The organism is Klebsiella huaxiensis (assembly GCF_003261575.2).
GTDB lineage: Bacteria > Pseudomonadota > Gammaproteobacteria > Enterobacterales > Enterobacteriaceae > Klebsiella > Klebsiella huaxiensis.
Window position 1 is genome coordinate 4,005,164 of the sequence record NZ_CP036175.1, and the last position, 26,666, is coordinate 4,031,829.

26 protein-coding genes and 1 riboswitch are annotated in these 26,666 nt (G+C 54.3%); of the genes, 13 read left to right on the top strand and 13 right to left on the bottom strand.

Annotated features, from left to right (window positions below; translation table 11 throughout):
- Nucleotides 1–74: 74 nt before the first annotated feature.
- The 5 genes from adhE to DA718_RS19190 are packed head-to-tail and all read right to left on the bottom strand — an operon-like array spanning nucleotide 75 to nucleotide 6,732.
- Nucleotides 75–2,687, bottom strand: coding sequence for a bifunctional acetaldehyde-CoA/alcohol dehydrogenase (adhE, locus tag DA718_RS19170; protein ID WP_130624393.1), 2,613 nt, complete (start codon nucleotides 2,685–2,687; stop codon nucleotides 75–77).
- Nucleotides 2,688–2,743: 56 nt separating this feature from the next.
- Nucleotides 2,744–3,742 (bottom strand): transketolase family protein, encoded by a 999-nt coding sequence (locus tag DA718_RS19175; protein WP_112216985.1) that lies wholly within the window; start codon nucleotides 3,740–3,742, stop codon nucleotides 2,744–2,746.
- On the bottom strand, nucleotides 3,742–4,587 hold the full coding sequence (locus tag DA718_RS19180; protein ID WP_110276752.1) for a transketolase: 846 nt from the start codon (nucleotides 4,585–4,587) through the stop codon (nucleotides 3,742–3,744). The genes DA718_RS19175 and DA718_RS19180 overlap by 1 nt, the downstream gene beginning before the upstream one ends.
- Before the next feature lie 13 nt (nucleotides 4,588–4,600).
- Entirely contained in the window at nucleotides 4,601–5,350 is a 750-nt protein-coding gene (locus DA718_RS19185; protein ID WP_112216984.1) for an SDR family NAD(P)-dependent oxidoreductase, read from the bottom strand.
- Nucleotides 5,351–5,400: 50 nt separating this feature from the next.
- Entirely contained in the window at nucleotides 5,401–6,732 is a 1,332-nt protein-coding gene (locus DA718_RS19190) for an MFS transporter (RefSeq protein WP_112216983.1), read from the bottom strand.
- A 332-nt stretch (nucleotides 6,733–7,064) separates the two neighbouring features.
- Here DA718_RS19190 and DA718_RS19195 point away from each other — a divergent pair, with 332 nt between their 5' ends.
- The 6 genes from DA718_RS19195 (at nucleotide 7,065) to DA718_RS19220 (ending at nucleotide 13,823) form a co-directional block, all read left to right on the top strand.
- Nucleotides 7,065–7,988: a LysR substrate-binding domain-containing protein gene (locus DA718_RS19195; protein ID WP_112216982.1), complete on the top strand. Its 924-nt coding sequence runs from the start codon at nucleotides 7,065–7,067 to the stop codon at nucleotides 7,986–7,988.
- A gap of 71 nt (nucleotides 7,989–8,059) precedes the next feature.
- A complete protein-coding gene (gene cecR, locus DA718_RS19200) occupies nucleotides 8,060–8,737 on the top strand; it encodes a transcriptional regulator CecR (RefSeq protein ID WP_112216981.1) in 678 nt (225 codons plus the stop codon).
- Nucleotides 8,734–9,726 (top strand): secretion protein HlyD, encoded by a 993-nt coding sequence (hlyD, locus tag DA718_RS19205; protein WP_112216980.1) that lies wholly within the window; start codon nucleotides 8,734–8,736, stop codon nucleotides 9,724–9,726. Before cecR ends, hlyD begins: the two co-directional genes overlap by 4 nt.
- Nucleotides 9,723–11,462: an ATP-binding cassette domain-containing protein gene (locus tag DA718_RS19210; RefSeq protein WP_112216979.1), complete on the top strand. Its 1,740-nt coding sequence runs from the start codon at nucleotides 9,723–9,725 to the stop codon at nucleotides 11,460–11,462. Before hlyD ends, DA718_RS19210 begins: the two co-directional genes overlap by 4 nt.
- The gene (locus DA718_RS19215) at nucleotides 11,452–12,585 is read left to right on the top strand and encodes an ABC transporter permease (RefSeq protein WP_112216978.1); all 1,134 of its coding nucleotides are present in this window, start codon (nucleotides 11,452–11,454) and stop codon (nucleotides 12,583–12,585) included. The genes DA718_RS19210 and DA718_RS19215 overlap by 11 nt, the downstream gene beginning before the upstream one ends.
- A gap of 131 nt (nucleotides 12,586–12,716) precedes the next feature.
- Nucleotides 12,717–13,823: an ABC transporter permease gene (locus DA718_RS19220; RefSeq protein ID WP_112216977.1), complete on the top strand. Its 1,107-nt coding sequence runs from the start codon at nucleotides 12,717–12,719 to the stop codon at nucleotides 13,821–13,823.
- A 134-nt stretch (nucleotides 13,824–13,957) separates the two neighbouring features.
- On the opposite strand, the gene DA718_RS19225 is transcribed toward DA718_RS19220, so the two are convergent.
- Complete coding sequence (locus DA718_RS19225) at nucleotides 13,958–14,395, bottom strand: YbhQ family protein (protein ID WP_112216976.1); 438 nt, start codon at nucleotides 14,393–14,395, stop codon at nucleotides 13,958–13,960.
- Nucleotides 14,396–14,526: 131 nt separating this feature from the next.
- Here DA718_RS19225 and DA718_RS19230 point away from each other — a divergent pair, with 131 nt between their 5' ends.
- Genes DA718_RS19230 through DA718_RS19240 form a run of 3 tightly spaced genes read left to right on the top strand, consistent with a single transcriptional unit; the run spans nucleotide 14,527 to nucleotide 17,494 of the window.
- The gene (locus DA718_RS19230) at nucleotides 14,527–15,288 is read left to right on the top strand and encodes an endonuclease/exonuclease/phosphatase family protein (RefSeq protein WP_112216975.1); all 762 of its coding nucleotides are present in this window, start codon (nucleotides 14,527–14,529) and stop codon (nucleotides 15,286–15,288) included.
- The gene (clsB, locus tag DA718_RS19235) at nucleotides 15,285–16,529 is read left to right on the top strand and encodes a cardiolipin synthase ClsB (protein WP_112216974.1); all 1,245 of its coding nucleotides are present in this window, start codon (nucleotides 15,285–15,287) and stop codon (nucleotides 16,527–16,529) included. The genes DA718_RS19230 and clsB overlap by 4 nt, the downstream gene beginning before the upstream one ends.
- On the top strand, nucleotides 16,529–17,494 hold the full coding sequence (locus DA718_RS19240) for a lysylphosphatidylglycerol synthase domain-containing protein (protein ID WP_112216973.1): 966 nt from the start codon (nucleotides 16,529–16,531) through the stop codon (nucleotides 17,492–17,494). Before clsB ends, DA718_RS19240 begins: the two co-directional genes overlap by 1 nt.
- Before the next feature lie 103 nt (nucleotides 17,495–17,597).
- On the opposite strand, the gene DA718_RS19245 is transcribed toward DA718_RS19240, so the two are convergent.
- From DA718_RS19245 to moaA, 6 genes are all read right to left on the bottom strand, one after another.
- Nucleotides 17,598–18,302 (bottom strand): Bax inhibitor-1/YccA family protein, encoded by a 705-nt coding sequence (locus DA718_RS19245; RefSeq protein WP_110276765.1) that lies wholly within the window; start codon nucleotides 18,300–18,302, stop codon nucleotides 17,598–17,600.
- A gap of 44 nt (nucleotides 18,303–18,346) precedes the next feature.
- A complete protein-coding gene (moaE, locus tag DA718_RS19250; protein ID WP_112216972.1) occupies nucleotides 18,347–18,799 on the bottom strand; it encodes a molybdopterin synthase catalytic subunit MoaE in 453 nt (150 codons plus the stop codon).
- 1 nt (nucleotide 18,800) lies between these two features.
- Nucleotides 18,801–19,049: a molybdopterin synthase sulfur carrier subunit gene (moaD, locus tag DA718_RS19255; RefSeq protein ID WP_112216971.1), complete on the bottom strand. Its 249-nt coding sequence runs from the start codon at nucleotides 19,047–19,049 to the stop codon at nucleotides 18,801–18,803.
- The gene (moaC, locus tag DA718_RS19260; protein ID WP_112216970.1) at nucleotides 19,042–19,530 is read right to left on the bottom strand and encodes a cyclic pyranopterin monophosphate synthase MoaC; all 489 of its coding nucleotides are present in this window, start codon (nucleotides 19,528–19,530) and stop codon (nucleotides 19,042–19,044) included. The genes moaD and moaC overlap by 8 nt, the downstream gene beginning before the upstream one ends.
- A 3-nt stretch (nucleotides 19,531–19,533) precedes the next feature.
- Nucleotides 19,534–20,046 (bottom strand): molybdenum cofactor biosynthesis protein B, encoded by a 513-nt coding sequence (gene moaB, locus DA718_RS19265; RefSeq protein ID WP_110276769.1) that lies wholly within the window; start codon nucleotides 20,044–20,046, stop codon nucleotides 19,534–19,536.
- 21 nt (nucleotides 20,047–20,067) lie between these two features.
- A complete protein-coding gene (gene moaA, locus DA718_RS19270; protein ID WP_112216969.1) occupies nucleotides 20,068–21,057 on the bottom strand; it encodes a GTP 3',8-cyclase MoaA in 990 nt (329 codons plus the stop codon).
- Nucleotides 21,045–21,183, bottom strand: a riboswitch (molybdenum cofactor riboswitch). (Overlaps the previous gene by 13 nt.)
- A gap of 282 nt (nucleotides 21,184–21,465) precedes the next feature.
- On the opposite strand from moaA, the gene DA718_RS19275 reads away from it, so the two are divergent.
- Nucleotides 21,466–22,605 (top strand): hypothetical protein, encoded by a 1,140-nt coding sequence (locus DA718_RS19275; RefSeq protein WP_112216968.1) that lies wholly within the window; start codon nucleotides 21,466–21,468, stop codon nucleotides 22,603–22,605.
- 348 nt (nucleotides 22,606–22,953) lie between these two features.
- On the opposite strand, the gene DA718_RS31065 is transcribed toward DA718_RS19275, so the two are convergent.
- A complete protein-coding gene (locus DA718_RS31065) occupies nucleotides 22,954–23,082 on the bottom strand; it encodes a WG repeat-containing protein (RefSeq protein WP_112216987.1) in 129 nt (42 codons plus the stop codon).
- A 255-nt stretch (nucleotides 23,083–23,337) separates the two neighbouring features.
- Between DA718_RS31065 and yvcK the strand changes: the two genes are divergently transcribed.
- From yvcK to pmrA, 3 genes are all read left to right on the top strand, one after another.
- Complete coding sequence (gene yvcK / locus DA718_RS19285) at nucleotides 23,338–24,243, top strand: uridine diphosphate-N-acetylglucosamine-binding protein YvcK (RefSeq protein WP_112216967.1); 906 nt, start codon at nucleotides 23,338–23,340, stop codon at nucleotides 24,241–24,243.
- Nucleotides 24,244–24,353: 110 nt separating this feature from the next.
- Entirely contained in the window at nucleotides 24,354–25,997 is a 1,644-nt protein-coding gene (gene eptA, locus DA718_RS19290) for a phosphoethanolamine transferase EptA (RefSeq protein ID WP_112216966.1), read from the top strand.
- Complete coding sequence (gene pmrA / locus DA718_RS19295) at nucleotides 25,994–26,665, top strand: two-component system response regulator PmrA (protein WP_112216965.1); 672 nt, start codon at nucleotides 25,994–25,996, stop codon at nucleotides 26,663–26,665. Before eptA ends, pmrA begins: the two co-directional genes overlap by 4 nt.
- Nucleotide 26,666: the final 1 nt, after the last annotated feature.

Below are 26,666 nucleotides of genomic sequence, written 5' to 3' on the forward strand. Positions count from 1 at the left end.
CGCATAAAATCTCCCGAAAAGAATACTCTGACTAACAAACCACTGCTCCCCGTCCTGTAGACGAGGAGCGGCAATTACGCTTCGCGATAAATATCCCCGTAATAGCTGGCTAGCAGTATCTGACGCAACTCAACCACCAGCGGATAGCGTGGGTTGGCGCCGGTGCACTGGTCATCGAAGGCGTCTTCGGACAGCTTATCGACGTGGGCGAGGAAATCGGCTTCCTGCACGCCCGCTTCGCGGATCGATTTCGGAATGCCCAGCTCGGCTTTGATACTCTCCAGCCACGCCAGCAGCTTTTCGATTTTCGCCGCAGTGCGGTCTCCCGGCGCGCTCAGGCCTAAATGATCGGCAATCTCTGCGTACCGACGACGGGCTTGCGGACGGTCGTACTGGCTGAACGCCGTCTGCTTGGTCGGGTTGTCGTTGGCGTTATAACGAATGACGTTGCAGATCATCAGCGCATTCGCCAGACCGTGCGGAATGTGGAACTGCGAGCCCAGCTTGTGCGCCATGGAGTGGCACACCCCGAGGAAGGCGTTAGCAAAGGCGATCCCGGCGATGGTTGCCGCATTATGGACGCGCTCGCGGGCCACCGGGTTTTTCGACCCCTCGTGATACGAAGCGGGCAGATACGCTTTCAGCAGCTTCAGCGCCTGCAGCGCCTGACCGTCAGAGAATTCGGAGGCCAGCACGGAAACATAGGCTTCCAGCGCGTGGGTCACTGCGTCCAGACCACCGAAGGCGCACAGGGACTTCGGCATATCCATTACCAGGTTAGCGTCGATAATCGCCATATCCGGGGTCAGTGCGTAGTCCGCCAGCGGATATTTCTGCCCGGTGGCATCGTCGGTGACCACCGCAAACGGCGTGACCTCCGATCCGGTGCCGGAAGTGGTGGTGATCGCCACCATCCGGGCTTTGACGCCCATTTTCGGGAAGGTGTAGATACGCTTGCGGATATCCATAAAGCGCAGCGCCAGCTCTTCGAAGTGGGTTTCCGGATGCTCGTACATCACCCACATGATTTTCGCCGCATCCATCGGCGATCCGCCGCCCAGGGCTATGATGACGTCGGGCTTGAAGGAGTTAGCCAGCTCTGCACCTTTGCGCACGATGGTCAGCGTCGGGTCGGCTTCCACTTCAAAGAAGACTTCGGTTTCGACGACCGCCGCTTTCAGCACGGAAGTGATCTGATCCGCGTATCCGTTGTTGAACAGGAAGCGGTCGGTGACGATCAGTGCGCGCTTATGGCCATCGGTGATCACTTCATCCAGCGCGATGGGCAGAGAGCCGCGGCGGAAATAGATGGATTTCGGAAGTTTATGCCACAGCATATTTTCAGCTCGCTTTGCCACGGTTTTCTTGTTGATCAGATGTTTCGGCCCGACGTTTTCCGAGATAGAGTTACCGCCCCAGGAGCCGCAGCCCAGGGTCAGGGAGGGCGCGAGACTAAAGTTATAGAGATCGCCAATGCCGCCGTGGGAGGTCGGGGTGTTAATCAGGATGCGTGCGGTTTTCATTTTTTCGCCAAAGGTCATCACCCGCGCGGCCTGGTTATCCTGGTCGGTATAGAGGCAGGAGGTGTGGCCGATGCCGCCCATATCGACCAGCTTCACCGCTTTCTCCACGGCGTCGGCGAAATCTTTCGCCCGATACATGGCCAGCGTCGGGGAGAGCTTTTCATGTGCAAAAGGCTCGCTATCGTCGATAGCTTTAACTTCGCCAATCAGGATTTTTGTATCGGAAGGCACGCTGATCCCGGCCATTTCGGCAATTTTAATCGCCGACTGCCCGACAATCGCCGCGTTTAACGCGCCGTTTTTCAGCAGGATACCCTGAACCGCTTTCAGTTCTTTTCCCTGTAGCAGGTAGCCGCCGTGGCTGGCGAAACGCTCGCGCACCGCGTTATAGGCGGCATCAACCACCACCACCGACTGTTCGGAAGCGCAGATCACGCCGTTATCGAAGGTTTTTGACATCAGGATGGAGGCTACCGCCCGCTTCACGTCGGCGGTTTCATCAATCACTACTGGGGTGTTACCCGCGCCAACGCCTATCGCTGGTTTACCGGAGCTGTAGGCGGCCTTCACCATACCCGGTCCGCCGGTGGCGAGGATCAGATTGATATCCGGGTGGTGCATCAGGCGGTTAGACAGATCTACGGTTGGTTCGTTAATCCAGCCAATGATGTCCGGTGGCGCACCGGCCTCGACTGCGGCACGCAACACGATTTCCGCCGCGCGGTTGGTGGCATTTTTCGCCCGCGGATGCGGCGAGAAGACGATGCCGTTACGGGTTTTCAGGCTAATTAGCGATTTAAAAATAGCGGTAGAAGTCGGATTGGTGGTGGGGACAATCCCGCAGATCAGCCCAATGGGCTCGGCGATGGTCATGGTGCCAAAGGCTTCGTCTTCGCCAAGAACCCCGCAGGTTTTTTCGTCTTTATAGGCGTTGTAGATATATTCAGACGCGAAGTGGTTTTTAATCACTTTATCTTCCACGATGCCCATGCCGGACTCGGCGACCGCCATTTTCGCCAGCGGAATGCGGGCATCAGCGGCGGCTAGAGCGGCAGCGCGGAATATTTTGTCAACCTGTTGTTGCGTGAACCCCGCGTACTGACGCTGAGCTTTTTTGACGCGCGCAACCAGCGCGTTTAATTCTTCAATGGAATTAATCGACATGGAAACCTCGAACGGAAACAGAAAAGCGCCGCCGCAGAACGCGGCGGCGAAAGCGATTAACGCAGACGATACTTAATTTTTTCGACCATCATCGCAGTAGATATACCATAGCGGTCATGTAGCGTCGGTAGCGCGCCAGCCAGCAGGAATTCGTCGGGCAGGCCAACCGTATCCAACTCGCAGCGCACACCTTTACGCATCAGCAGCGCGGCTACCGCTTCTCCCAACCCACCGACTGAGGTGTGGTTTTCCGCAGTGATCACCAGACGACCTGGCTTCGAGGCTTGCTCAATAATCGCTTTTTCATCAAGTGGTTTGATTGTCGGCACGTGCAGCACCGCCACGCTGATATTGTCGGCGCGCAGTTTCTCCACCGTTTCAAGAGCGCGCATGGTCATCAACCCGGAAGAGATAATCAGCACATCGTTACCGTCCTCCAGCAGCTTCGCTTTGCCCAGTTCGAATTTATAGTCATATTTATCCAGCACCAGCGGTACCCTGCCGCGCAGCAGGCGCATATAAACCGGGCCGTTATGATCGGCGATCGCCGGTACCGCCTGTTCTATCTCCAGTGCATCACAAGGGTCAACTATCACCATGCCGGGGATGCCGCGCATAATCGCCAGGTCTTCCGTAGCCTGATGACTTGGCCCGTAACCGGTGGTGAGACCCGGCAACGCCGCGCAGATTTTCACGTTCAGATGCTCTTCGGCGATAACCTGATGGATAAAATCATAGGCCCGGCGGGTAGCAAAAGCGGCGTAGGTGGTGGCGAAAGGGATAAATCCCTCTTTCGCCATTCCCCCAGCGGCCCCCATCAGCAGCTGTTCCGCCATCCCCATCTGGAAGAAGCGATCCGGAAAGGCCTGGGCGAAAATATGCAGATCAGTATACTTCGACAGGTCGGCGGTCATACCGACGATTTCCGGGCGTTGTGCCGCCAGCTTCGAGAGCGCGACACCAAACGGAGCAGGAACAGTCACCTGATCTTCATCGGCAATTGAAGCGATCATTGCAGACGTTTTTAAACGGGGTTTCTGAGTAGTCTGGCTCATTACAGCACTCCTTCCGGTTTGTTGGCATCCAACTCCGCAATCGCTTTTTGCCATTCATCAGCATCGACGCGTATAAAATGGTTCTTATCGCGGGTTTCAAGGAACGGTACGCCTTTACCCATCAGCGTGTCGCAAAGAATGACTCGCGGCTGTTCGCCAGGATGGCTTTTCGCGTTATCAAAGGCGGCAATCACCGCAGCTTGATCGTTTCCGTCCACACGCTGTACGTACCAGCCGAAAGCGGCCCATTTCTCGTGTAGCGGTTCAAAGCCGAGAATTTTGCGCGAATCGCCGTCGGCCTGTTGTTTGTTCACATCGACGATATTAATCAGATTGGTCAGGCCATAGTGGGCCGCCGACATCGCCGCTTCCCAGGTTGAACCTTCGTCCAGTTCACCATCCGACATCGAGTTATAGACCCACGACGCGCTTCCCTTTTGCCTCAGCCCAAGCGCCATCCCCACGGCGATAGACAGCCCTTGCCCTAATGAACCGCCAGACATCTCCATCGCTGGCGTATAGGTTGCCATTCCTGACATCGGCAGGCGGCTATCATCGGAACCGTAGGTTTCCAGCTCCTCCTCAGGGATAATTCCCGCCTCCAGCAGCGCCGCATAATAGGCGATGGCATAGTGACCGTGAGAGAGCAGGAAGCGGTCGCGCCCTTCCCACTCAGGGTCTTGCGGACGATAACTCATTGCATGGCTGAACGCGGTCGCCAGCACATCAGCATAACCCAGCGCCTGGCCAATATAGCCCTGCCCCTGAACTTCCCCCATTCGCAGAGCATAGCGACGGATACGCCACGCCGCAGCGGCAACTTTTTGTGATTCGGTCGTCTTCATCTGATTGCCTCGCTTAGTGGATTAACATGCCGCCGTTGACGTCCAGGGTGATGCCGGTGGAGTAGGATGAGAGGGAGCTTCCGAGGAACAGCGCAGCACGTGCGATGTCCACAGCATCACCAAGGCGATTCATCGGGATCCCGGCGAGAATATTGGTGGTCATTTCATCGGTCAGCTTACCGGCGGTAATATCGGTCTGAATCAGCCCCGGGGTAATACAGTTGACGCGGACGTTATCCGGTCCCAGCTCACGTGCCATCGCCCTCGCCAGCCCCAACACGCCAGCTTTTGCCGCGCTGTAGTGCGGGCCGCCGAAGATACCGCCGCCGCGCTGGGCGGAAACGGAAGAGATGCAGACGATGCTGCCAGATTTCTGCGCCCGCATTGCCGGAATCACCGCCTGCGACATCAGCAGCGTGCCGCGCAGGCTGACGTCCAGCACCGCATCATAGTTGGCGCGCTTAATATCCATTAGCTTCAGCGGCTGAGTAATGCCTGCATTATTGACCAGCACGTCAACCCGACCGTATTTCGCCATAATTTGCTCAATCGCCGCCTGCACCTGAACTTCATCAGCGACGTTTGCCGCGAGACCAAGATGGCCTTCGCCTAATGCCGCAGCGGCGGCTTTACTGGCTTCGCCATTGAGGTCGATAATGACCACTTTGGCACCGTTTTCGGCAAATAATTTCGCTGTTGCAAAACCCAAACCGCGTACGGAAGCCGCGCCCGTAATAATGGCGACTTTATCTTTTAATAACATATTTTCACTCCATGACTTTACGTCATATTAATTGACAGGAATATTTTCCATTACTGTGGTTCATCGAGAAATAAAATAACCACCAGACCTATTGCGGCACAGATACCAAAATAGGTGAAGACTGAATTAAAGCTACCAGTCTGGTCGAGTAAGAACCCCGCAGCCATTGGGGCAACGAATCCACCGAGGTTGCCACCGCTATTAATAATAGAAGAGGCGATTGGATAGGTTTTACTATCCGAAACGGCCATACCGTAGGCGGTAAAGGCCGGCCAGCCGATATTCAAACATAAACCGACAAAGAATAATCCAACGCAAACTGCCCAGGTGCTTGCCGGAATATTCAACATAATGAGCATCATGACGACCGTTGAGATAGCGGTAAACATCATAGTTGGCTTACGACGGCGGCCTAATAATTTATCAGAAATCCATCCACCACCAATTGCGCCAATAAATCCACCGATGCACGGCATACTTGCCACAAAGCCCATGCTCATCACATCAAAACCGCGTTCTTTGACTAAATACAGCGGGATCCAGGTTAATAAACCATACAGCACGCTAACCATCATAAAATAGGCCAGACAGTCGCCAAGAATATTTTTAGAGGTAAACAAACCTTTTGCTGTATCAATAGGAGCCATCTTTTTCACGCGGATTATTTTATCCAGCCAGGTAAATTTATCGGCAATAAGGATATTTTCACGCTCGACACTCTTATTTTCATCACGCCCGGCATTGATCTCATCCAGTTCACTTTGCGAAACGAAACCACTCTCGGAAGGTTTTGATTTCACCAGCAGATACCAGGCAATTGCAGCAAAAATTCCAGGGATCGCGAAAGAGAAGAACACCCAGCGCCAGCCCCAGGTGACCGCAATCCACACCGCCAGCGGCGGTACAATAATCGGTGCAAACATGGTGGCAGCTATGTAAACGCCCGTTGCCGTGGCTTTCTCTTTCGGCGGGAACCAGTTATTGATAGTCGAAGCCAGCCCCACCGGGCACGGTCCTTCGCTAAGCCCTAGTCCCAAACGCACCATCTTCAGGCCAACAACCGAACTCACTGTGCCCATCAGCCAGGTAAAAGCGGAAAAACCAAAAATTGACAGCGAGACCAACCCTCGGGTACCACGTTTGGCAATGAAAAATCCGGCTGGGATCTGGCTTACCGCGTAGCCAAGGAAAAACATACTGGCGATGGCCCCGGCTTCAAAGTTGTTGATATGAAACTCATCAATGATGAACGGCAGCACCGCACCAATATTCGTTCTGTCGGCATAATTTATTGCATACACCAGGAAAATCATCGTTAATACCACGAACCGATATTTTGTTTTCCTGGCGTCAGTACAGACTACAGTATCTATACGTGACATAGGGTATCCTCATTATTGTTTTATGTTTTTTCGCGAACCTTACCGCATCGCGCCTTGTTATCAGGCCTGTGATTGCAATATAACAACCCCAAAAAGAAAGGGTATTCAAAAAACCTCAATTATGAGTGAGAAAAATTTACTTCGTGACTACATTCAAATTCCTGTGAATGAGTTGGGCGCCAGGTTCTGCGTTTAAAACTGTTAACTTCATCACGGATTCCTGGGTAATTTATTTTCCGGCATATGTTATGCTTGCTGATAATTCCTGCGATAATTGGCTTACATACTCCTTTGGGGTAATAAAAACTTATCCCACCAACAGGAGTGAAATGATGAATCAGCCGCTTCAAAATAAAAGCCTGCCGATGCCCTCCTTACGCAACATTCAGGCTTTCATCGAGGTTTCCGATACCGGTAGCCTCAATCTGGCCGCTGAAAATCTCAATATTACCGCTTCGGCTGTCAGCCATCAGATAGCCAGCCTTGAACAATATTTGGGAAAAAAGCTGTTTTCTCGCAGCAGTAAAGGGGTGATATTAACCACTATTGGCGAAAAATATCTTAAAGAGGTTTCCGGGGCATTAAATATAATTGGTCAGGCCACCAATCAGGTGATTAATGATATCCACCAAGATTATTTGCGTATTCATTCAGCACCTAGCTTTGGATTATTGTGGCTGATGCCCCGTCTTAATAAATTTCGCCAGACCTGGCCTGAGCTTAAAATTAGCCTGACCTGCTCTTATGAAAGCATTCAGTTCTCCCGCGATAATATTGATATCGATATTCGCCACGGGCTTTCTCAGTGGCCAACGCTGGTGGTCAAAACGATAAAGAATGAGCGCGTGCTCCCTTATACTTCATTATCTTATTTAGCTAGCCATAATATTCAGCTCATCGAAGACTTACTGGCCTGCGATCTTATTCATTCAGATAGCACGTTGATCAACTGGAGTAACTGGTTATCCTGGCACAAGGTTCGCGTCTGGAATAAAAACTTTATATTCAATTTCGACCGTTCATATATGAGTATTGAGGCGGCGCGTATGGGGATGGGCATTATTCTTGAAAGCAACCTGCTGGCCGGGCAGAGCATTAACCAGCGGCATTTGACCGCCGTTTTTACCAACGATGTGAGTATGCCGGTTAGCGCTCATCACTTTGTTTTACCGCACACCAACGAGCAAAAGGAGAAAGTGAAGATCTTCTTTAATTGGGTTTCTGAAGAGCTGAGTCGAGAAGGATTTTATATTTAACATCCGACGGTGGACAAACTTCAGATGCACGCCTAAAGTTAATCAATCGATTGATTAACTTTAGGCGTGCGATGACGACGACACCCATTACCAGCAAAGGCGAGCAGGCGAAAAGCCAGCTTATCGCTGCCGCTATCGCCCAGTTCGGTGAGTACGGCCTGCATGCTACTACCCGTGATATTGCCGCTCAGGCCGGGCAAAACATCGCGGCTATTCCTTACTATTTCGGTTCCAAGGACGATCTGTACCTCGCCTGCGCCCAGTGGATTGCCGACTTCATCGGCAATAATTTTCGCCCTCATGCGCAGGCGGCAGAAATGTTGCTCAGTGTGCCTGAACCGGATAAAGACGAGATTCGCGCGCAGATCCTCGGGGCCTGCCAGAATATGATCCGACTGCTGACTGAAGACGGCACGGTGAACTTGAGTAAATTCATCTCCCGTGAACAACTGTCGCCGACCCGTGCCTATCAGTTAATCCACGATCAGGTCATTGCCCCACTACACTGCTATCTGACAAGACTGATCGCGGCCTTCACCGGCCTTGAGGCAGACAGCACGCAAATGGTCCTCCATACCCATGCACTGCTCGGCCAGGTTCTCGCATTTCGCCTTGGCCGCGAAACCGTTCTGCGCCGCGCCGGTTGGGCCGAGTTTGATCAAGAAAAAACCGAACAAATCATTCAGGTCATCACCTGCCACGTTGATTTCGTTCTGCAAGGATTATCGCAAAGGAGTCTGGAGTCATGAAAAAACCGCTCATCGTCGTTCTACTGCTTCTCCTGATGGCTACTGTGATTGGCGGCGGCTGGTGGTGGTACCAGAGCAGTCAGCAAAAAGAGCTGACGCTTTATGGCAACGTTGATATTCGTACCGTTAACCTGAGCTTCCGTGTGGGTGGACGGCTGGCATCGCTGAGCGTCGATGAGGGCGACGCAATTAAAACCGGGCAAACGCTGGGCGAACTGGATCGTGCCCCTTATGAAAATGCTCTTCAACAGGCGCAGGCCAACGTTTCTACGGCCCAGGCGCAGTACGACCTGATGATGGCGGGCTATCGCTCGGAAGAAATTGCCCAGGCCGCCGCCGCAGTTAACCAGGCGCAGGCGGCTTACGCCTATGCGCAGAACTTCTATCAACGCCAGTTGGGGCTGCGTAAAAGCAGCGCTATCTCCGCGAATGACCTTGAGAACGCGCGCTCCTCACGCGACCAGGCACAGGCCACGCTGAAATCAGCCCAGGATAAACTGCGCCAGTACCGCGCCGGTAACCGTCCGCAGGAGATAGCCCAGGCCAAAGCCAGCCTCGAACAGGCTCAGGCCGCGCTGGCGCAGGCGAAACTCGACCTGCACGATACCACGCTGATCGCGCCGTCCGACGGCACCCTGATGACCCGCGCCGTGGAGCCAGGCAGTATGCTCAGCGCAGGTGGCACGGTGATGACGCTATCATTAACCCATCCGGTTTGGGTACGCGCCTACGTCGATGAAAAAAATCTCGGCCAGGCCCAACCGGGGAGTGAAGTCTTGCTCTATACCGATAGCCGTCCGAATCAACCTTACCGTGGCAAAATCGGCTTTGTCTCTCCTACGGCTGAATTTACGCCGAAAACCGTCGAGACCCCGGACCTGCGCACCGACCTGGTTTATCGCCTGCGGATTGTGGTCACCGATGCCGACGGCGCGCTGCGTCAGGGGATGCCGGTGACCGTCGCTTTCAGCAACGGAAACGGCCAATGAGCGAAGACGTTATCACGCTGCGCGGTCTCACCCGGCGTTTCGCCGGCATGGACCGCCCGGCCGTCGCACCGCTGGACTGCACCATTCACTCCGGCTATGTGACCGGACTAGTTGGCCCCGATGGCGCAGGGAAAACTACCCTGATGCGTATGCTCGCCGGTTTGCTCAAAGCCGACAGCGGCAGCGCACAGGTCATTGGTTTTGACCCCATTGCTGACGATAGCGCCCTGCACGCGGTGCTCGGTTATATGCCGCAAAAGTTTGGCCTGTATGAAGATCTGACGGTGATGGAAAACCTGACCCTCTACGCCGACCTGCGCAGCGTGACTGGCGAAGTGCGGGAGAAAACTTTCGCCCGGCTGCTGGAGTTTACCTCTTTGGGCCCCTTTACTGGCCGACTGGCGGGCAAACTTTCCGGCGGCATGAAGCAGAAGCTTGGCCTCGCCTGCACCCTCGTCGGCGAACCGAAGGTGCTGCTGCTGGATGAACCCGGCGTCGGCGTCGACCCCATCTCACGCCGAGAACTGTGGCAAATGGTCCACGAGCTGGCGGGCGACGGGATGCTGATCCTCTGGAGCACCTCCTATCTCGACGAAGCTGAACAGTGCCGCGACGTGCTGCTGATGAACGAAGGCCAGTTGCTCTATCAGGGCGCGCCAAAAGAGCTGACCCAGACTATGGCCGGACGCAGCTTTTTGGTTTCCAGCAGCAAAGAGAATAACCGCCGCCTGCTCCAACGCACGCTGAAGCTGCCGCAGGTGAGCGATGGTGTGATTCAGGGCAAATCGGTGCGCCTGATCCTCAAAAAAGAGTCCAGTATCAGCGAAGTACAAAACGCAGCCGACATGCCACCGCTGGAGGTAGCTGAAACCGCGCCGCGCTTTGAAGATGCGTTCATCGACCTGCTGGGCGGCGCGGGTACGGCTGAATCGCCGCTGGGGAAAATTATCCACACCGTGGAAGGCTCCCATGAGGACACGGTGATTGAAGCGCAGACTCTGACCAAAAAATTTGGTGATTTTGCCGCCACCGACCACGTCGATTTTCAGGTCAAGCGTGGAGAAATCTTCGGACTCCTCGGCCCTAACGGCGCGGGCAAGTCCACCACCTTTAAGATGATGTGCGGCCTGCTGGTCCCCACCTCCGGCAAAGCACTGGTGCTCGGGATGGACCTGAAAGTCAGCTCTGGCAAGGCACGCCAGCATCTGGGCTATATGGCACAGAAATTTTCGCTGTATGGCAATCTCACCGTTGAGCAGAACCTGCGCTTTTTCTCCGGCGTTTATGGCCTGCGCGGCAAAGCGCAGAACGAAAAAATCGCCAGCATGTGCGAGGCGTTTGGCCTGAAAAGCATTGCCCGGCAGGCCGCCGACGACCTGCCGCTCGGCTATAAGCAGCGCCTGGCGCTGGCCTGCTCGCTAATGCATGAGCCGGATATTCTGTTTCTTGATGAGCCGACTTCGGGCGTCGACCCCCTCACCCGCCGCGAATTCTGGTTGCATATCAACAGTATGGTGGATAAGGGGGTGACGGTAATGGTCACCACCCACTTTATGGATGAGGCAGAGTATTGCGACCGTATCGGTCTGGTCTATCGCGGTAAACTTACCGCCAGCGGCACGCCGGACGATCTCAAAGCGATGGCAGCGGATGATGAACAGCCTGACCCGACGATGGAACAGGCATTTATTACCCTCATCCACGACTGGGATAAGGAGAACGCCAGTGAGCGCTAAAATCCTGGCATGGCGGCGCGTGCGCGCCCTGTGCGTCAAGGAAACGCGGCAGATCGTCCGCGACCCCAGCAGTTGGCTGATTGCGGTGGTGATCCCGCTCCTGCTGCTGTTTATCTTTGGCTACGGCATTAACCTCGATTCCAGCAAGTTACGGGTTGGCGTATTGCTGGAACAGCAGAGCGAAGAGGCGCTGGATTTCGTCCATACCATGACCGGTTCGCCCTACATTGACGCCACCATTAGCGATAACCGCCAGCAGCTGATTCAAATGATGCAGGCCGGGCGGATCCGCGCACTGGTGGTGGTCCCGGTCGATTTCGACCAGAAAATGGCTCGTCCCGGCGACGATGCGCCGCTCCAGCTGATCACCGACGGTAGCGAACCAAACACCGCCAACTTCGCCCAGGGCTACGTCGAAGGTATCTGGCAAATCTGGCAACAGCAGCGGGCGGAAGATCGCGGCGAAACCTTCGAGCCGCTCATTGACGTGCAGACACGCTACTGGTTTAACCCGGCCGCTATCAGCCAGCATTTTATTATCCCCGGCGCGATTACCATCATTATGACGGTGGTTGGCGCGATCCTGACGTCACTGGTAGTGGCTCGCGAGTGGGAGCGCGGCACCATGGAGGCACTGTTGTCGACCGAAATTACCCGCGCCGAGCTGCTGCTGTGCAAACTCATTCCCTACTATTTCCTCGGCATGCTGGCAATGCTGCTGTGCATGCTGGTAGCGGTGTTTATTCTCGGCGTGCCGTTTCGCGGTTCGCTGGTGATTCTGTTTTTTATCACCAGCCTGTTTTTGCTGAGCACGCTGGGTATGGGACTGCTGATATCCACCATCACCCGCAACCAGTTTAACGCCGCACAGGTGGCGCTGAATGCCGCATTTCTGCCGTCGATTATGCTGTCCGGGTTTATTTTCCAGATAGACAGTATGCCAGCGGTGATCCGCGCGGTGACCTACGTGATCCCGGCGCGCTATTTTGTCAGCACCCTGCAAAGCCTGTTTTTGGCGGGCAATATTACGGTGGTACTGCTGGTGAACACGATGTTTTTAATCGCTTCGGCGGTGATGTTTATTGGCCTGACGTGGATAAAAACCAAACGGCGACTGGATTAGCTTTCCTGCACGCTTTTCCCCGGGGGCGGCGCAAGCGCCTTGCCCGGGCTACCAGGGCCGCACGGGTTTGAATTTGTAGCCCGGACAGGTGCGCCAGCACCGCCTCCGGGGATCACAAAGAGAGAATAGATATGTTTCATCGCTTATGGACACTAATCCGCAAAGAGCTGCAATCGCTGTTGCGCGAACCGCAGACGCGGGCGATTTTGATTATGCCGGTGCTGATTCAGGTGCTGCTGTTCCCCTTCGCGGCAACCCTGGAAGTGACCAACGCCACGATTGCCATCTACAACGAAGATAATGGTAAGCACGCGGTAGAACTGACCCAGCGCTTTGCCCGCGCCAAAGCTTTCACCCACGTTCTGCTGCTGAAAAGCCCGCAGGAGATTAGACCCACCATCGATGAACAAAAAGCGCTGCTGGTCGTGCGCTTTCCGGCAGATTTCTCACGTAACCTCGACACTAACCAGACCGCCCCGCTCCAGCTTTTGCTCGACGGACGTAACTCCAACAGCGCGCAGATTGCCGCCAATTACCTCCAGCAGATCGTTAAAAACTATCAGCAGGACCTACTGGAAGGTAAAGCGAAGCCGAACAACAGCGAGCTGGTGGTGCGCAACTGGTATAACCCGAACCTCGACTATAAATGGTTCGTGGTGCCGTCGCTGATCGCCATGATCACCACCATCGGCGTGATGATCGTTACGTCACTTTCCGTTGCCCGCGAGCGTGAGCAGGGGACTCTCGATCAGTTGCTGGTTTCGCCGCTGGCGACCTGGCAGATTTTTATTGGCAAAGCGGTCCCGGCGCTGATTGTCGCCACTCTGCAGGCGACCATCGTATTGGGGGTTGGCATCTGGGCCTATCAAATTCCTTTTGCTGGATCGCTACTGCTGTTTTACTTCACGATGGTTGTGTATGGCTTATCGCTGGTAGGATTCGGGCTGTTGATTTCGTCGCTGTGCTCGACGCAGCAGCAGGCGTTTATCGGCGTGTTCGTCTTTATGATGCCGGCGATCCTGCTTTCCGGCTACGTATCACCGGTAGAGAATATGCCGCAATGGCTTCAGGACGTGACCTGGATAAACCCCATTCGTCACTTTACCGATATCACTAAGCAAATCTATCTGAAGGATGCGAGTCTGGAGATTGTGTGGGGAAGTTTGTGGCCGCTATTGGTCATAGCGGCCACTACCGGCTCAGCGGCATACGCGATGTTCCGCAGAAAGATCGCGTAATACCCGTCATCGTTCAAGCCACAACTGCGTTGGCTTATTACTCGGCCCATCCCTGGGCCTCGCCCCTTCGGGGCCGCTCCAGGCAGCGTTCAAATCTGCTCCCGGCAGATTTGTCACTCACCCCAGTCACATAGTTATCTATGCTTCTGGGGATTCGCTGCGTTGCCGCCTTGTTGTAGCCCGAACGATTTAGGGTATCCGTTTTTATCTTTCGCCAGCAACGAAACCACTGCCGGGCCTGCCAGTATCACTAGCCCAGCGAGGGCCAGCAGCAGGTTATTGTGCAGCACGCGCGACAACAGCCATAGCGCGATAACCGCCGCACCGAAGTACCATGTGGTGGTGAGTTCTTCAAGGAAATCACCCACATCACGCCAGCGCTCTTCGTGATGACGCTGCAAAAACAGCATCGACAGTAACGTGACGCCGTACAGCACGCACAAACCTAATCCGACGCGAACCAGCGCGCCGCTCATCCAACCCATCACCAGTACTGCCACGACCAGTAGATGCAACATAATCTGCCAGCAACTAAGACCCGTTGCGACGCGTACACGTTGTTGCCACTTCATGGCTTCTCTCCTGAAGGATTTTTCTCTGCTACTCAGAGTACCGCACTTTACGGAAAATTCCGTATCACCGCATCTTTTTGTGACCTCTACTACACTATTTCATTCAGGAAAGTGACATTGACTGGAGAAATATGGACGAACAACCGCCGCGATTTTCGTTGAACGTGTTAACAATTAACACCCATAAAGGCTTTAATGCGTTTAATCGCCGCTTTATTTTGCCTGAATTGCGCGAAGCAGTACGCAGCGTCAATGCCGATATCGTTTGTCTGCAGGAGGTGATGGGGGCGCATGAAATTCACCCGCTGAATATTAAGAACTGGCCGGAGACCCCACACTATGAATTCCTTGCCGACACGATATGGAACGATTTCGCCTACGGGCGTAACGCGGTCTACCCACAAGGGCATCATGGCAATGCGGTGCTCTCACGTTTTCCCATCGCGCATTACCAGAATCTTGATGTATCCGTCGGCGATAGTGAAAAACGCGGTCTGCTCTACTGCCGCATCGTGCCGCCAGAAAGCGAGATAACTCTTCATCTGATTTGCGTGCACTTGGGACTGCGCGCGAATCAGCGCCATGCTCAGATGACCATGCTGGCGGATTGGGTGAACAGTTTGCCTGCGGGCGACCCGGTGGTGGTCGCGGGTGATTTCAACGACTGGCGACAGCAGGCTAACCGGCAGCTAAAGGCCCAGGCCGGGCTGGAGGAGATATTCACCCGCGCCAGAGGGCGCCCGGCGCGTACTTTCCCGGTCAACTTCCCGCTGCTGCGCCTCGATCGCATCTACGTCAAAAATGCGCACGCCAGCCAGCCGAAGACGCTAGCCCTGAAACAGTGGCGTCATTTGTCCGATCATGCACCGCTTAGCGTGGAGATACATCTGTGAAATGCAGCTGGCAGGAAGGAAACCGCATTCAGCTATTAGAAAACGGCGACAATTATTATCCGGCGGTCTTTTCCGCGATTGGCCGCGCACAGCAGCGGGTCATTCTTGAATCTTTTATCTGGTTTGAGGATGACGTTGGCAGGCAGCTCCATACCGTGTTGCTGAAAGCCGCCCAGCGCGGGGTGCGCGTTGAAGTGCTGCTGGACGGTTACGGCTCGCCCGATTTAAGCGACGATTTTGTCGGCGAGCTAACCTCGGCGGGGGTCATTTTCCGCTACTACGATCCGCGCCCGCGCCTGCTCGGTATGCGCACCAACCTGTTTCGCCGGATGCACCGAAAAATCGTCGTTATCGACGACGTTACTGCCTTTGTCGGCGGCATTAACTACTCCGCTGAGCATATGACCGACTACGGCCCGGAGGCCAAACAGGATTACGCCGTTCAGGTTGAGGGCCCGGTGGTGCTCGATATCCTGCAATTTGAACTTGAAAACCTGCCCACTAGCGAAGCCACGCGCCGCTGGTGGCATCGTCGTCGACATAAGCCTGAAATCAACCGTAATCCCGGCGAAGCCCAGGCGCTATTTATCTGGCGGGATAACCAGGAGCACCGCGACGATATCGAACGCCACTATCTGAAGATGCTGACCAGCGCGCGCCGGGAAGTGATTATCGCCAACGCCTACTTCTTTCCAGGCTATCGGCTGCTGCACGCCATGCGCAACGCCGCCCGCCGCGGCGTTAGCGTCAAATTAATCGTTCAGGGTGAGCCGGATATACCGATAGTCAAATTTGGCGCGCGCCTGCTCTATCACTATCTGGTGAAGGGCGGCGTGCAGATTTTCGAATATCGCCGCCGCCCGCTGCACGGCAAAGTCGCTCTGGCGGACGATCACTGGGCCACCGTCGGCTCCAGCAACCTCGACCCGCTCAGCCTGTCGCTGAATCTGGAAGCTAACCTGGTTATCCACGACCGCGAGTTCAACCAGACATTGCGCGATAATCTTAACGGACTCATTGCCAACGACTGCCGCCAGGTCGATAAGAGTATTTTGTCGAAACGGACCTGGTGGCGGCTCGGCATCAGCGTGCTGGCATTCCACTTCCTGCGCCACTTTCCTGCCTGGGTGGGCTGGCTGCCTGCCCATACGCCGATACTGTCGCGGGTTCAGCCACCAGTGCAGCCAGAAATAGAAACGCAGGATCGCGTGGAGCCGGAAAATCAGGAGGTGAAATCCTGATGGCGAAATCACACCCACGCTGGCGAATGGTGAAAAAAACCCTCACGCTGCTGTTTTTTATCGCCGTCGCGGCGCTGCTGGTGGTCTACGCACAAAAAATTGACTGGCAGGAAGTGTGGAAAGTTATTCGCGACTATAACCGCACGGCGTTGCTGAGCGCGACAGGACTGGTTATCGCCAGCTACCTGATTTATGGCTGTTATGACCTGCTCGGGCGCGTGTATTGCGGCCATAAGCTGGCAAAGCGCCAGGTGATGCTGGTGTCATTTATTTGCTACGCCTTTAACCTGACGCTGAGCACCTGGGTGGGCGGTATCGGCATGCGCTACCGACTCTACTCGCGTCTGGGCCTAAGCGGTGGAACCATTACTCGCATCTTTTCGCTGAGCATCACCACCAACTGGCTGGGCTATATTCTGCTCGGCGGCATCATCTTTAGCGCTGGAATGGTACAAGTCCCCGAACGCTGGTATATCAGCCAGCAATCGCTGCAAATTCTGGGCATCGTTTTGCTGCTGATTTCCGCGTTTTATCTGTGGGCCTGCGCTTTTGCTAAAAAGCGTCATCTGACGATAAAAGGCCAGCGCCTGGTGCTGCCTTCCTGGCGATTCGCGCTGTTGCAGATGGCAGTTTCCACCCTGAATTGGATGGCGATGGGGGCAATAATATGGCTGCTGTTAGGCCAGCAGGTTGACTACTTCCTCGTGCTCGGGGTGCTGTTGGTGAGCAGTATTGCCGGCGTTATCGTGCATATTCCTGCTGGCATCGGCGTTCTTGAGGCGGTGTTTATCGCGATGCTTTCCGGGGAAGAAATTTCACGCGGCGCGATTATTGCCGCCCTGCTTGCCTACCGTGCGCTGTACTACTTCCTGCCGCTGCTGCTGGCGACCATCGGCTACCTGATTCTGGAGAGTCGGGCGAAGCATCTGCGGGCAAAAAATGAGCGTAAGCTGGCGGGAGAGTAGTGAAGATTCCCCGGTGGCGCTGCGCTGACTGGGCTACAGGTTAACCGTTATCTGCGGTTTGGTAGCCCGGATAAGGCGCATCGCGCCGTCATCCGGGAAGGGTTTAGCGGCGGTTGCCGAAAATACGCAGCAGCATCAGGAACAGGTTGATAAAGTCCAGATACAGCGTCAGAGCGCCAAGAATCGAGTATTTACGCAGCATTGACGCATCACGAACATCAATCTGCTCGCCAATGTTTTTCAGCTTCTGGGTGTCATAAGCGGTTAAGCCGACGAAGATGACGACCCCGATATAGGTCACTGCCCACATCAGCGCTTCGCTCTTCAGCCAGAAATTCACCAGTGATGCCAGTAAAATACCAATCAGCCCCATAAACAGCATATTGCCGAAGCCGCTGAGATCGCGTTTGGTGGTATAACCGTAGAGGCTCATCGCGCCAAACATGCCGCCTGCGACCACAAAAGTACTGGCGATTGACGAGTAGGTATAGACGATGAAAATGCTCGATAGCGTTAATCCCGTTAGCGCCGAATAGAGCATAAACAGCGTCGTCGCCATCCCGGCGCTGAGCCGTTGCACCATGCCAGAGAGCACGAAGACCAGCCCCAGCTGTGCGATAATCAACCCGTAAAAGGTGATTTTGCTGGAAAACACAAACATCATGACCGCTGGGGTATTAGCGGCAAACCACGCGATAAACGCAGTGAGCAGCAGCCCGACCGTCATCCAGCCATAAACCTGCGCCATATAAGTTTGCAGGCCGCTGCGGCCCTGCACGATTGAATCGGAACGAGGGTATCTGTCCATGACTATCTCCTGATTAACGAAATTTATCCTCTAAGCGTACCACACTACCAGCGTTCTGCCGCCTGTCTGTCGCTATCCCGCGCATCGACCCAGCGCTCCCCTTCCGGCGTTGCTTCACGCTTCCAGAACGGGGCTCGAGTTTTCAGATAATCCATAATGAATTCCCCGGCCGCAAACGCGCTGCTACGATGGGCGCTAGTGACGCCGACAAAGACAATTTCTTCGCCGGGCCACATCTCCCCGATACGGTGAATCACCGTTACCCGCCCCAGCGGCCAGCGCTCGCGCGCCAGTTCGACAATCTCCGCCAACGACTTTTCAGTCATCCCCGGATAATGCTCAAGGGTTAACGCTTTCACGCTATCGCCCAGGTTATGGTTGCGCACTTTGCCGGTAAACGTCACCACAGCGCCGTCTTCATCGCGTTCGGCAAGCCAGGGGTATTCATCGCCGACCTTAAAACGCTCATGGCCGACCACAATGCGGGTTTGCGTCATCTTAGCCTCCGGTAACCGGTGGGAAGAATGCCACTTCATCACCGGCTACCAGCGGATGATCAAACGAGGTCAGCGTCTGATTCACCGCCGCCAGCAGCTTACCCTCTTCCAGTGCCAGCGCCCAGCGGTCGCCACGCGTAACCAACTGTTGGCGAACGGCTTCAACCGTGGAAAGCCCATTCGGCTCGAGAGTCAGGGAATCGGTGCCGAGCAGTTCGCGCACCTGAGCAAAAAATAGAACGTTAATCATGGGTATCTTCCACTCTGAAATCGCCGGACTTGCCGCCGCTCTTCGCCAGCAGGCGCACCGGGCCAATCACCATATCTTTCTGCACCGCTTTGCACATATCGTAAATCGTCAGCGCGGCGACGGAAGCGGCAGTCAACGCTTCCATTTCCACGCCAGTTTTACCGGTCAAACGGCACAAGGATTCGATGCGCACCCGGTTATGTTCCGGCTGCGCCTGTAGATTGACTTCAACTTTGCTCAACATCAGCGGGTGGCACAGCGGGATCAGCTCCCAGGTACGTTTGGCCGCCTGGATCCCGGCGATTCGTGCGGTGGCGAAAACGTCGCCTTTGTGATGGCTGCCGTCGATAATCATGGCAAGCGTCGTCGCCTGCATTTCAACGTAGGCCTCGGCGCGCGCTTCGCGAACCGTCTCCGCTTTCGCGGAGACATCAACCATGTGCGCTTCGCCCGCGGCGTTAATATGGGTCAGTTGCGACATAAATTACTTCTTAAGATGAGAGATGAAATTGCAAGGACGGGTACGCGCATCGAGCTGCGGCGCAATAATATTGTCCCATGCGGTATGACAGGCTTTGGTTGAGCCCGGCATCGCAAAAATCAGCGTGCGGTTCGCCACCCCAGCAACCGCACGGGATTGCAGCGTCGAAGTACCGATCTCTTCAAAAGAGAGCATGCGGAACACTTCGCCGAAGCCTTCAACTTCGCGGTCAAACAGCGGCAGCAGCGCTTCCGGCGCCTGATCGCCCTCGGTAAAACCGGTGCCGCCGGTGATCAACACCACCTGCACGTCATCGCTGGCGATCCACGCCGAGACCTGGGCGCGAATAGCATAACGGTTCTCTTTAACTATCGCCTTATCGACGACGGTGTGCCCCGCTTCCTGCGCCGCATCACGCAGCCAGTGGCCGGAGGTATCGTCCTCTTCGCCACGTCGATTTGAAACGGTAAGAATTGCAATACGGGTCGGGATAAACTCAGCGCTGGCCTGACTCATCTGTTCGCTCCTTAAAATGAATTATCCGCCAATATACGACAGGTTCTGCGTAATACCGGTGTTGCCCTGATGCAGGAAATGGGTTTGTTTTTTATGCGTTAACGCTTCGGAAATGCGTGCTTCCAGCTCGGCCTGCTGCTCTTCTTCAGCGAGCAGATCGCGCAGATCAACGCCACCTTCGCCAAACAGGCACAGGTGCAGTTTGCCAACGGAAGAGACGCGCAGACGGTTGCAGGTGGCGCAAAAATCTTTCTCATACGGCATGATCAGGCCGATTTCACCGGCATAATCCGGATGGCAAAAGACCTGCGCCGGGCCGTCGCTACGCTGGCGGATCTGATGGATCCAGCCGCGGCGCAGCAGCTCGTCGCGCAGCACCATGCCTGAGATATGATGGCGGCGAAACAGGTTGCTACCCTCGCCGGTTTCCATCAGCTCAATAAAACGCAGTTGAATGCGGCGCGGTTGGATCCACGCCAGAAAGGTGTCGAGCTGGTGATGGTTAACGTCGCGCATCAGCACGGTGTTGACTTTAACTTTCTCAAAGCCAGCAGCAAAAGCGGCATCGATGCCGTCCATTACCTGGCGAAATTTATCCTGGCCGGTAATGGCGTGAAACTGGCGGGCGTCGAGGCTATCCACGCTGACGTTAATCGCCGTCAGCCCAGCATCGCGCCAGTTTTCAACATCGCGCGCCAGCCGGTAGCCGTTGGTGGTCACCGCAATCTGACGAATAGAGAGGTTTTCCCGCACGGCGGCAATAATGTCGGTAAAATCACGACGTAGCGAAGGTTCTCCACCAGTCAGGCGCACCTTTTCCGTGCCAAGGGCTGAAAATGCACGCGTGACGCGACGAACTTCATCGACGCTGAGAAAGCCTTTATTGGTGACGGCGCCGGGCTTGTAGCCATCGGGCAGACAATAGGTGCAACGAAAGTTACACACGTCGGTAATAGACAGGCGCAGATAGTAAAACTTCCGCGCAAATGCATCGGTAAGCTGTGAAGCCATAGACACCTTTCCAAATACGGGAGACGCGGTCATTTCTTTCCGCGCCCTGGCGACAACCGGGGCTGTCACGGCCAAAGCACCATATCTTGCGACACAGGCACAGAGGCTAGAGTGTTAGTGGGTTACACCAAATAGTAGCGCGTTAAGTGTGGTTTCGCCATACCCACATTTCGTTATGTAATGATGTATATAGCGGATATATATAGCTTTTTTTACGCTAAGTTAGTGAGAACACAGCGTAATCCCTCGTTCTGCTATTCGCCCTCCACCCGAGACAAAACCGTCAGGTATTTTATGGTTACCCAGCAAAAAGTGATATTCTCGCCGCAGAAGCAAGGAAAGAGACTTATTCAATGAAAATAATAAGTTAACAGTTAACAATCGGTCTACAAAGGACGTAACATTACGATGAACCGATCTCTTCACGTTATCCTGGCCCTGCTCACGCTTTGCAGCGGTTCCGTTTTCGCCGCCGAGCCGTGTACCGGCAAACTTGAGCATGCCGAAACCGGACATGACAATAGCAAGCTTATTTTATCCTCAGCGAAACTGATTGAGAGCACGGAAAGAAAAGCCATTCTGGACGCCCTTCGTCCACAGGCTGCAAGCCAGGCCGGACAGGCGGTACGTATAAAAGTCGATCGCTTAAATATCAGCAACGAATGGGCCATTCTGGTCGGGGACATCGTCGCATCTGAGGGGCAAAAGCTCGACTGGTTACAAGCGAAAGAATGCGATGCCGACCTTGATAAAATGCTGTGGGTCATCCTGAATAAAACCGCCGGGCAATGGCGCGTAAAAGAGATGACGATCTGTGCGTCAGAACCGCCCTGGTGGTATTTCAACGATGCTGACCTCACTCTACCCTGTGAGGTTTATGCCGGACTGGAATCTCCTGAGGAGGGCCAGCCTTTTGACGATCTGGCGGCACGTTGCAGAGCGTTCAGAACACAACATTCCGTTGCGGCAAACCCCATAAAAAACGCTGAGCTTAGTACCCAGCAGAAACGTGAGGTCCTGAGGCAATTCCAGCTGTTCCAGCAAGCGCTGAAGACGAAAAATATCGCCGCAGTGAAGTCTTTTATCGTTTTTCCTCTTCAGTGGGAATGGCCAGCGTTCTGGCCCGAGCAGGATGACAACCCTCCCGAGGCAATCACCGAGGCGATATTTGATAAACATTCGGCAGAGATACTGCAAGAAATGAGGAAATTGAGTTCGATCCCATCCGATGTGCTGACGCTGACCATCAAGGAGTATCGGGATAATGCATTATCGGCAAAGGAACAAGGCCGGAAATATCACCCCGCCGACGGCAGCGATGAAAATCGCTATTATTACGAGGAAAACGGCCAGAAACATTTTGTGAATGGCACCTGTGATGCCGTTGCCAGAGCTGAATTTACTGATGACGGGCTGTTTGCTGGTTTCGGAAGCGGATCGAACAAACAGTTGCCCGGCCTGTCGGAGCTTTGCGAGCATTCAACCAATTTCGAATTTGTGCTGCTCAACAACATGCTTCGTCTGAAGAGCGTCAGCTATGCGGGCTAGCATCGTTGATTTATGACAAGGCCTGGCAGACCTTGTCATCCTGCGTCATTATCGTCGATCTACAGCACCACCTGCTTTTCAAAGTCGCCGCCGTATTCAAGGTAGTGTTGTAGTGTTAACAGCCCCCGGCGTTTCGCCAGCCGCCATTTGCAGTAATGTCCTTCCCATTCATCAACAGGCGCACCGAACAGCAGAGTCAGGCGCGTCTTTAAATCCTGATAATGCTTTTTGATGTTATCGGCGTAGTCAGACTCCAGAAACTCATACTCTCCCCACTCATTTTCTGCGTAATAGACTTCAGCAAGCGTGATAATTGCACCAAACTTTATGTCATCCTTTTCGACCCTGTCAGCGCTGAGCACAACAAAAGCCGCTGGCATCATAGCGAGAAATAAGATCGTAAACAGGCTCGACAACCCAACCCCCACGCTTATCAATCAGCCCGTACTGACCTGATTCATCAGAAAAAGGAGCGATACTTAACTCAGATTATCTCGGTTGCAAATACAGGGGAGTTTCTGTCGCCAGGCGGCAGGGAATTAACTCGCACCGGGCAAATACGGTGAATGGATGGCTAAAATGCCGGCTAATATTATCACTGTGTGACACCCCCTCTTTTAGCAAATAGCCATGTCCAGAGCGTGCTACACAATAGATGTCAGAGGCCGAGCATCGTTTTTTAAGAAAAGATCGGTTACTGTGAGCCCGATTAATTGATATGAAGGGATTTTTATGCGCAATCGTACTTTCGCCGATCTTGATCGCGTAGTGGCTCTGGGCGGCGGACATGGGCTGGGCCGGGTAATGTCATCACTCTCCTCCCTTGGCTCACGCCTGACCGGCATTGTCACCACCACTGATAACGGTGGTTCCACGGGGCGAATTCGCCGCGCGGAAGGTGGCATCGCCTGGGGAGACATGCGTAACTGCATTAATCAGCTTATTGCCGAACCCAGCGTAGCGTCGGCAATGTTTGAATATCGTTTTAGCGGTAACGGGGAACTTTCCGGACATAACCTCGGAAATCTGATGTTAAAGGCGTTGGATCACCTGAGCGTGCGGCCTCTTGAAGCGATCAATTTGATCAGAAATCTGCTTAAAGTCGACGCTCTGCTGATTCCCATGTCGGAACAACCGGTCGACCTGATGGCGATTGACCACGAAGGGCATGAAGTCTACGGCGAAGTGAATATTGACCAGCTCGCCTGCGTGCCGCGCGAATTGATGCTCTCCCCACCGGTTCCCACCACTCGCGAAGCGATAGAGGCTATTGCCGAAGCCGATTTAATCCTTATCGGACCAGGTAGCTTCTATACCAGCCTGATGCCCATTATCTTGCTCGATGAGGTGGCGCAAGCGCTGCGCCGCACGCCCGCACCGATGGTGTTTATCGATAACCTCGGTAAAGAACATAGCCCTGCCGCCAGCCTGGCGCTGTCGGACCGGGTGGCCATTATGGAGCAACATATCGGCAAGCGGGTGATTGACGCGTTAGTGATTGGTCCGAAAGCGGACATCACAGGTATTGAGCATCGGGTGATTATCCAGACGCCGCTGGACGCCAGCGATGTCCCTTATCGCCACGATCGGCAACTATTACGCAGCGCGCTGGAAAAAGCGATTCAGGCATTAGGCTAATTCTCAAAGCAGCGTTATTCTGGCCACCAATCCAGCCAGGCTTAAAATCTTAAGGTTGTCTTAAAAAAACATCGGCAACATAGCGACCATCTCTTTATGTGGACGTCGCTATGTCACTATTTTCTTTACGTCGGCCGGTGGTTAGCCGTACAACCTATCTGATTCTGTTTGCCTGCTATATTGGGCTGGTACTGAATCTCGCCTTCTATCGTCAGGTGTTTACCCTGCTGCCGGTCAACGGCCTGCACAACTGGCTGGTGTTCCTCAGCATGCCGATAGTGGCAATTAGCGTGATGAACATCATTACTACCATCGCCTCGTTCCTGAAGCTTGACCGTCTGGTGATTAGCCTGTTTATCTTGCTGAGCGCTTCGGCTCAGTATTTTATCTGGACCTTCGGCGTGGTGATAGACCGGGGAATGATCACCAATATTTTCGATACCACCCCCGCCGAAAGTTTCGCCCTGCTCTCCAGCAAAATGGTTCTGATACTCGGCCTTTCCGGGGTTCTGGCGGTAGCTGTCGTCTGGTGGGTTAAAATTCGTAAACCGCAAACGTTATGGCGCGGCGTCGCCGTGCGCCTGCTCAGCATCGTGGTTTCAGCACTGTTGATTATTCTGGTCGCCGCGCTGTTTTATAAAGATTACGCCTCGGTGTTTCGCAATAACAAAGAGCTGGTGAAATCTTTGAGTCCGTCGAACAGTATTGTGGCGATGAATTCCTGGTATGCACATAACAGAATGGCCAATCTGCCTCTGGTAAAAATTGGCGAAGACGCCGTGCAGAAGCCGGAAATGCGCAACGGAGCGAAGAAAAACCTGACCATTGTTGTGTTAGGCGAAACCTCAAGAGCGGCGAATTTTTCGCTCAACGGCTATTCCCGCGAAACCAACCCGCGCCTGAAGCAAGATAATGTGGTTTATTTCCCGAATACCACCTCCTGCGGCACCGCCACGGCAGTTTCCGTGCCGTGCATGTTCTCTAATATGCCGCGTGCCCACTATGATGAAGAATTGGCGCAGCATCAGGAGGGAGCACTGGATATCCTGCAACGCGCAGGAGTTAAGGTACTGTGGAGCGACAACGATGGCGGCTGCAAAGGGGCCTGCGACCGGGTTCCGCACCAGAACGTAACCAATCTCAATCTGAGCGGTCAGTGCATCGACGGCGAGTGCTACGATGAAGTGTTATTCCATAACCTGGAGAGCTACATCGACGGTTTGCAACAGGACGGGATTATCGTTCTGCATACTATCGGCAGCCACGGTCCGACCTATTACAATCGCTATCCGCCGCAGTTTAAGCAGTTCACACCGACCTGCGACACCAATGAGATACAGGGTTGCACTCAGCAGCAGCTCACCAATACCTACGACAATACGATTTTGTATGTCGATTATGTGGTCGATAAAGCGATAAAATTATTGCAGTCGAAGCAGGATAAATTTACCACCAGCCTGGTGTATCTCTCAGATCACGGCGAGTCGCTGGGCGAAGATGGTGTTTATTTACACGGGCTGCCGTGGTCCATCGCGCCGGATACGCAAAAGCATGTGCCGATGCTGCTGTGGCTGTCGCCGGATTATCAACAGCGCTATGGCGTATCCGGACAGTGTTTGCAGCAAAAAGCGAAAACACAACCGTATTCGCAGGATAATCTCTTCTCCACCCTGCTCGGTCTGCTCGGAGTCAGCACCCACGAGTACCAGGCAACAGACGATATTTTAACGCCATGTAGAGAGGCAGGCCGATGAAAATTTTAGTCATTGAAGACGATGCGCTCCTGTTACAAGGATTAATTCTGGCAATGCAAAGCGAGGGCTACGTTTGCGACGGCGTGTCTACTGCTCATGAAGCGGCGCTCTCTCTGGCCAGCAATCACTACAGTCTGGTGGTGCTCGACCTGGGCCTGCCGGATGAAGACGGCCTGCATTTCCTGGCGCGCATGCGCCGGGAGAAGTTTAGCCAGCCGGTGCTGATCCTTACCGCCCGCGATACCGTTGATGACCGCATCAGCGGCCTGGATACCGGCGCGGATGACTACCTGGTTAAACCGTTTGCCCTGGAAGAGCTGAACGCGCGCATTCGCGCCTTGCTGCGTCGTCATAACAATCAGGGAGACAACGAACTGACTATCGGCAATCTGCGCCTGAACGTCACCCGCCGTCTGGTCTGGCTCGGCGAGCAGTCCCTCGATTTAACGCCGAAAGAGTACGCCTTGCTCTCCCGCCTGATGATGAAAGCGGGCAGCCCGGTGCACCGCGAAATTCTCTACAACGATATTTACAGTTGGGATAACGAACCGGCTACCAACACCCTGGAGGTGCATATCCACAATCTGCGCGATAAGGTGGGTAAAGCGCGGATCCGCACCGTCCGGGGCTTCGGCTATATGCTGGTTAATAATGGGGAGACGGAATAAC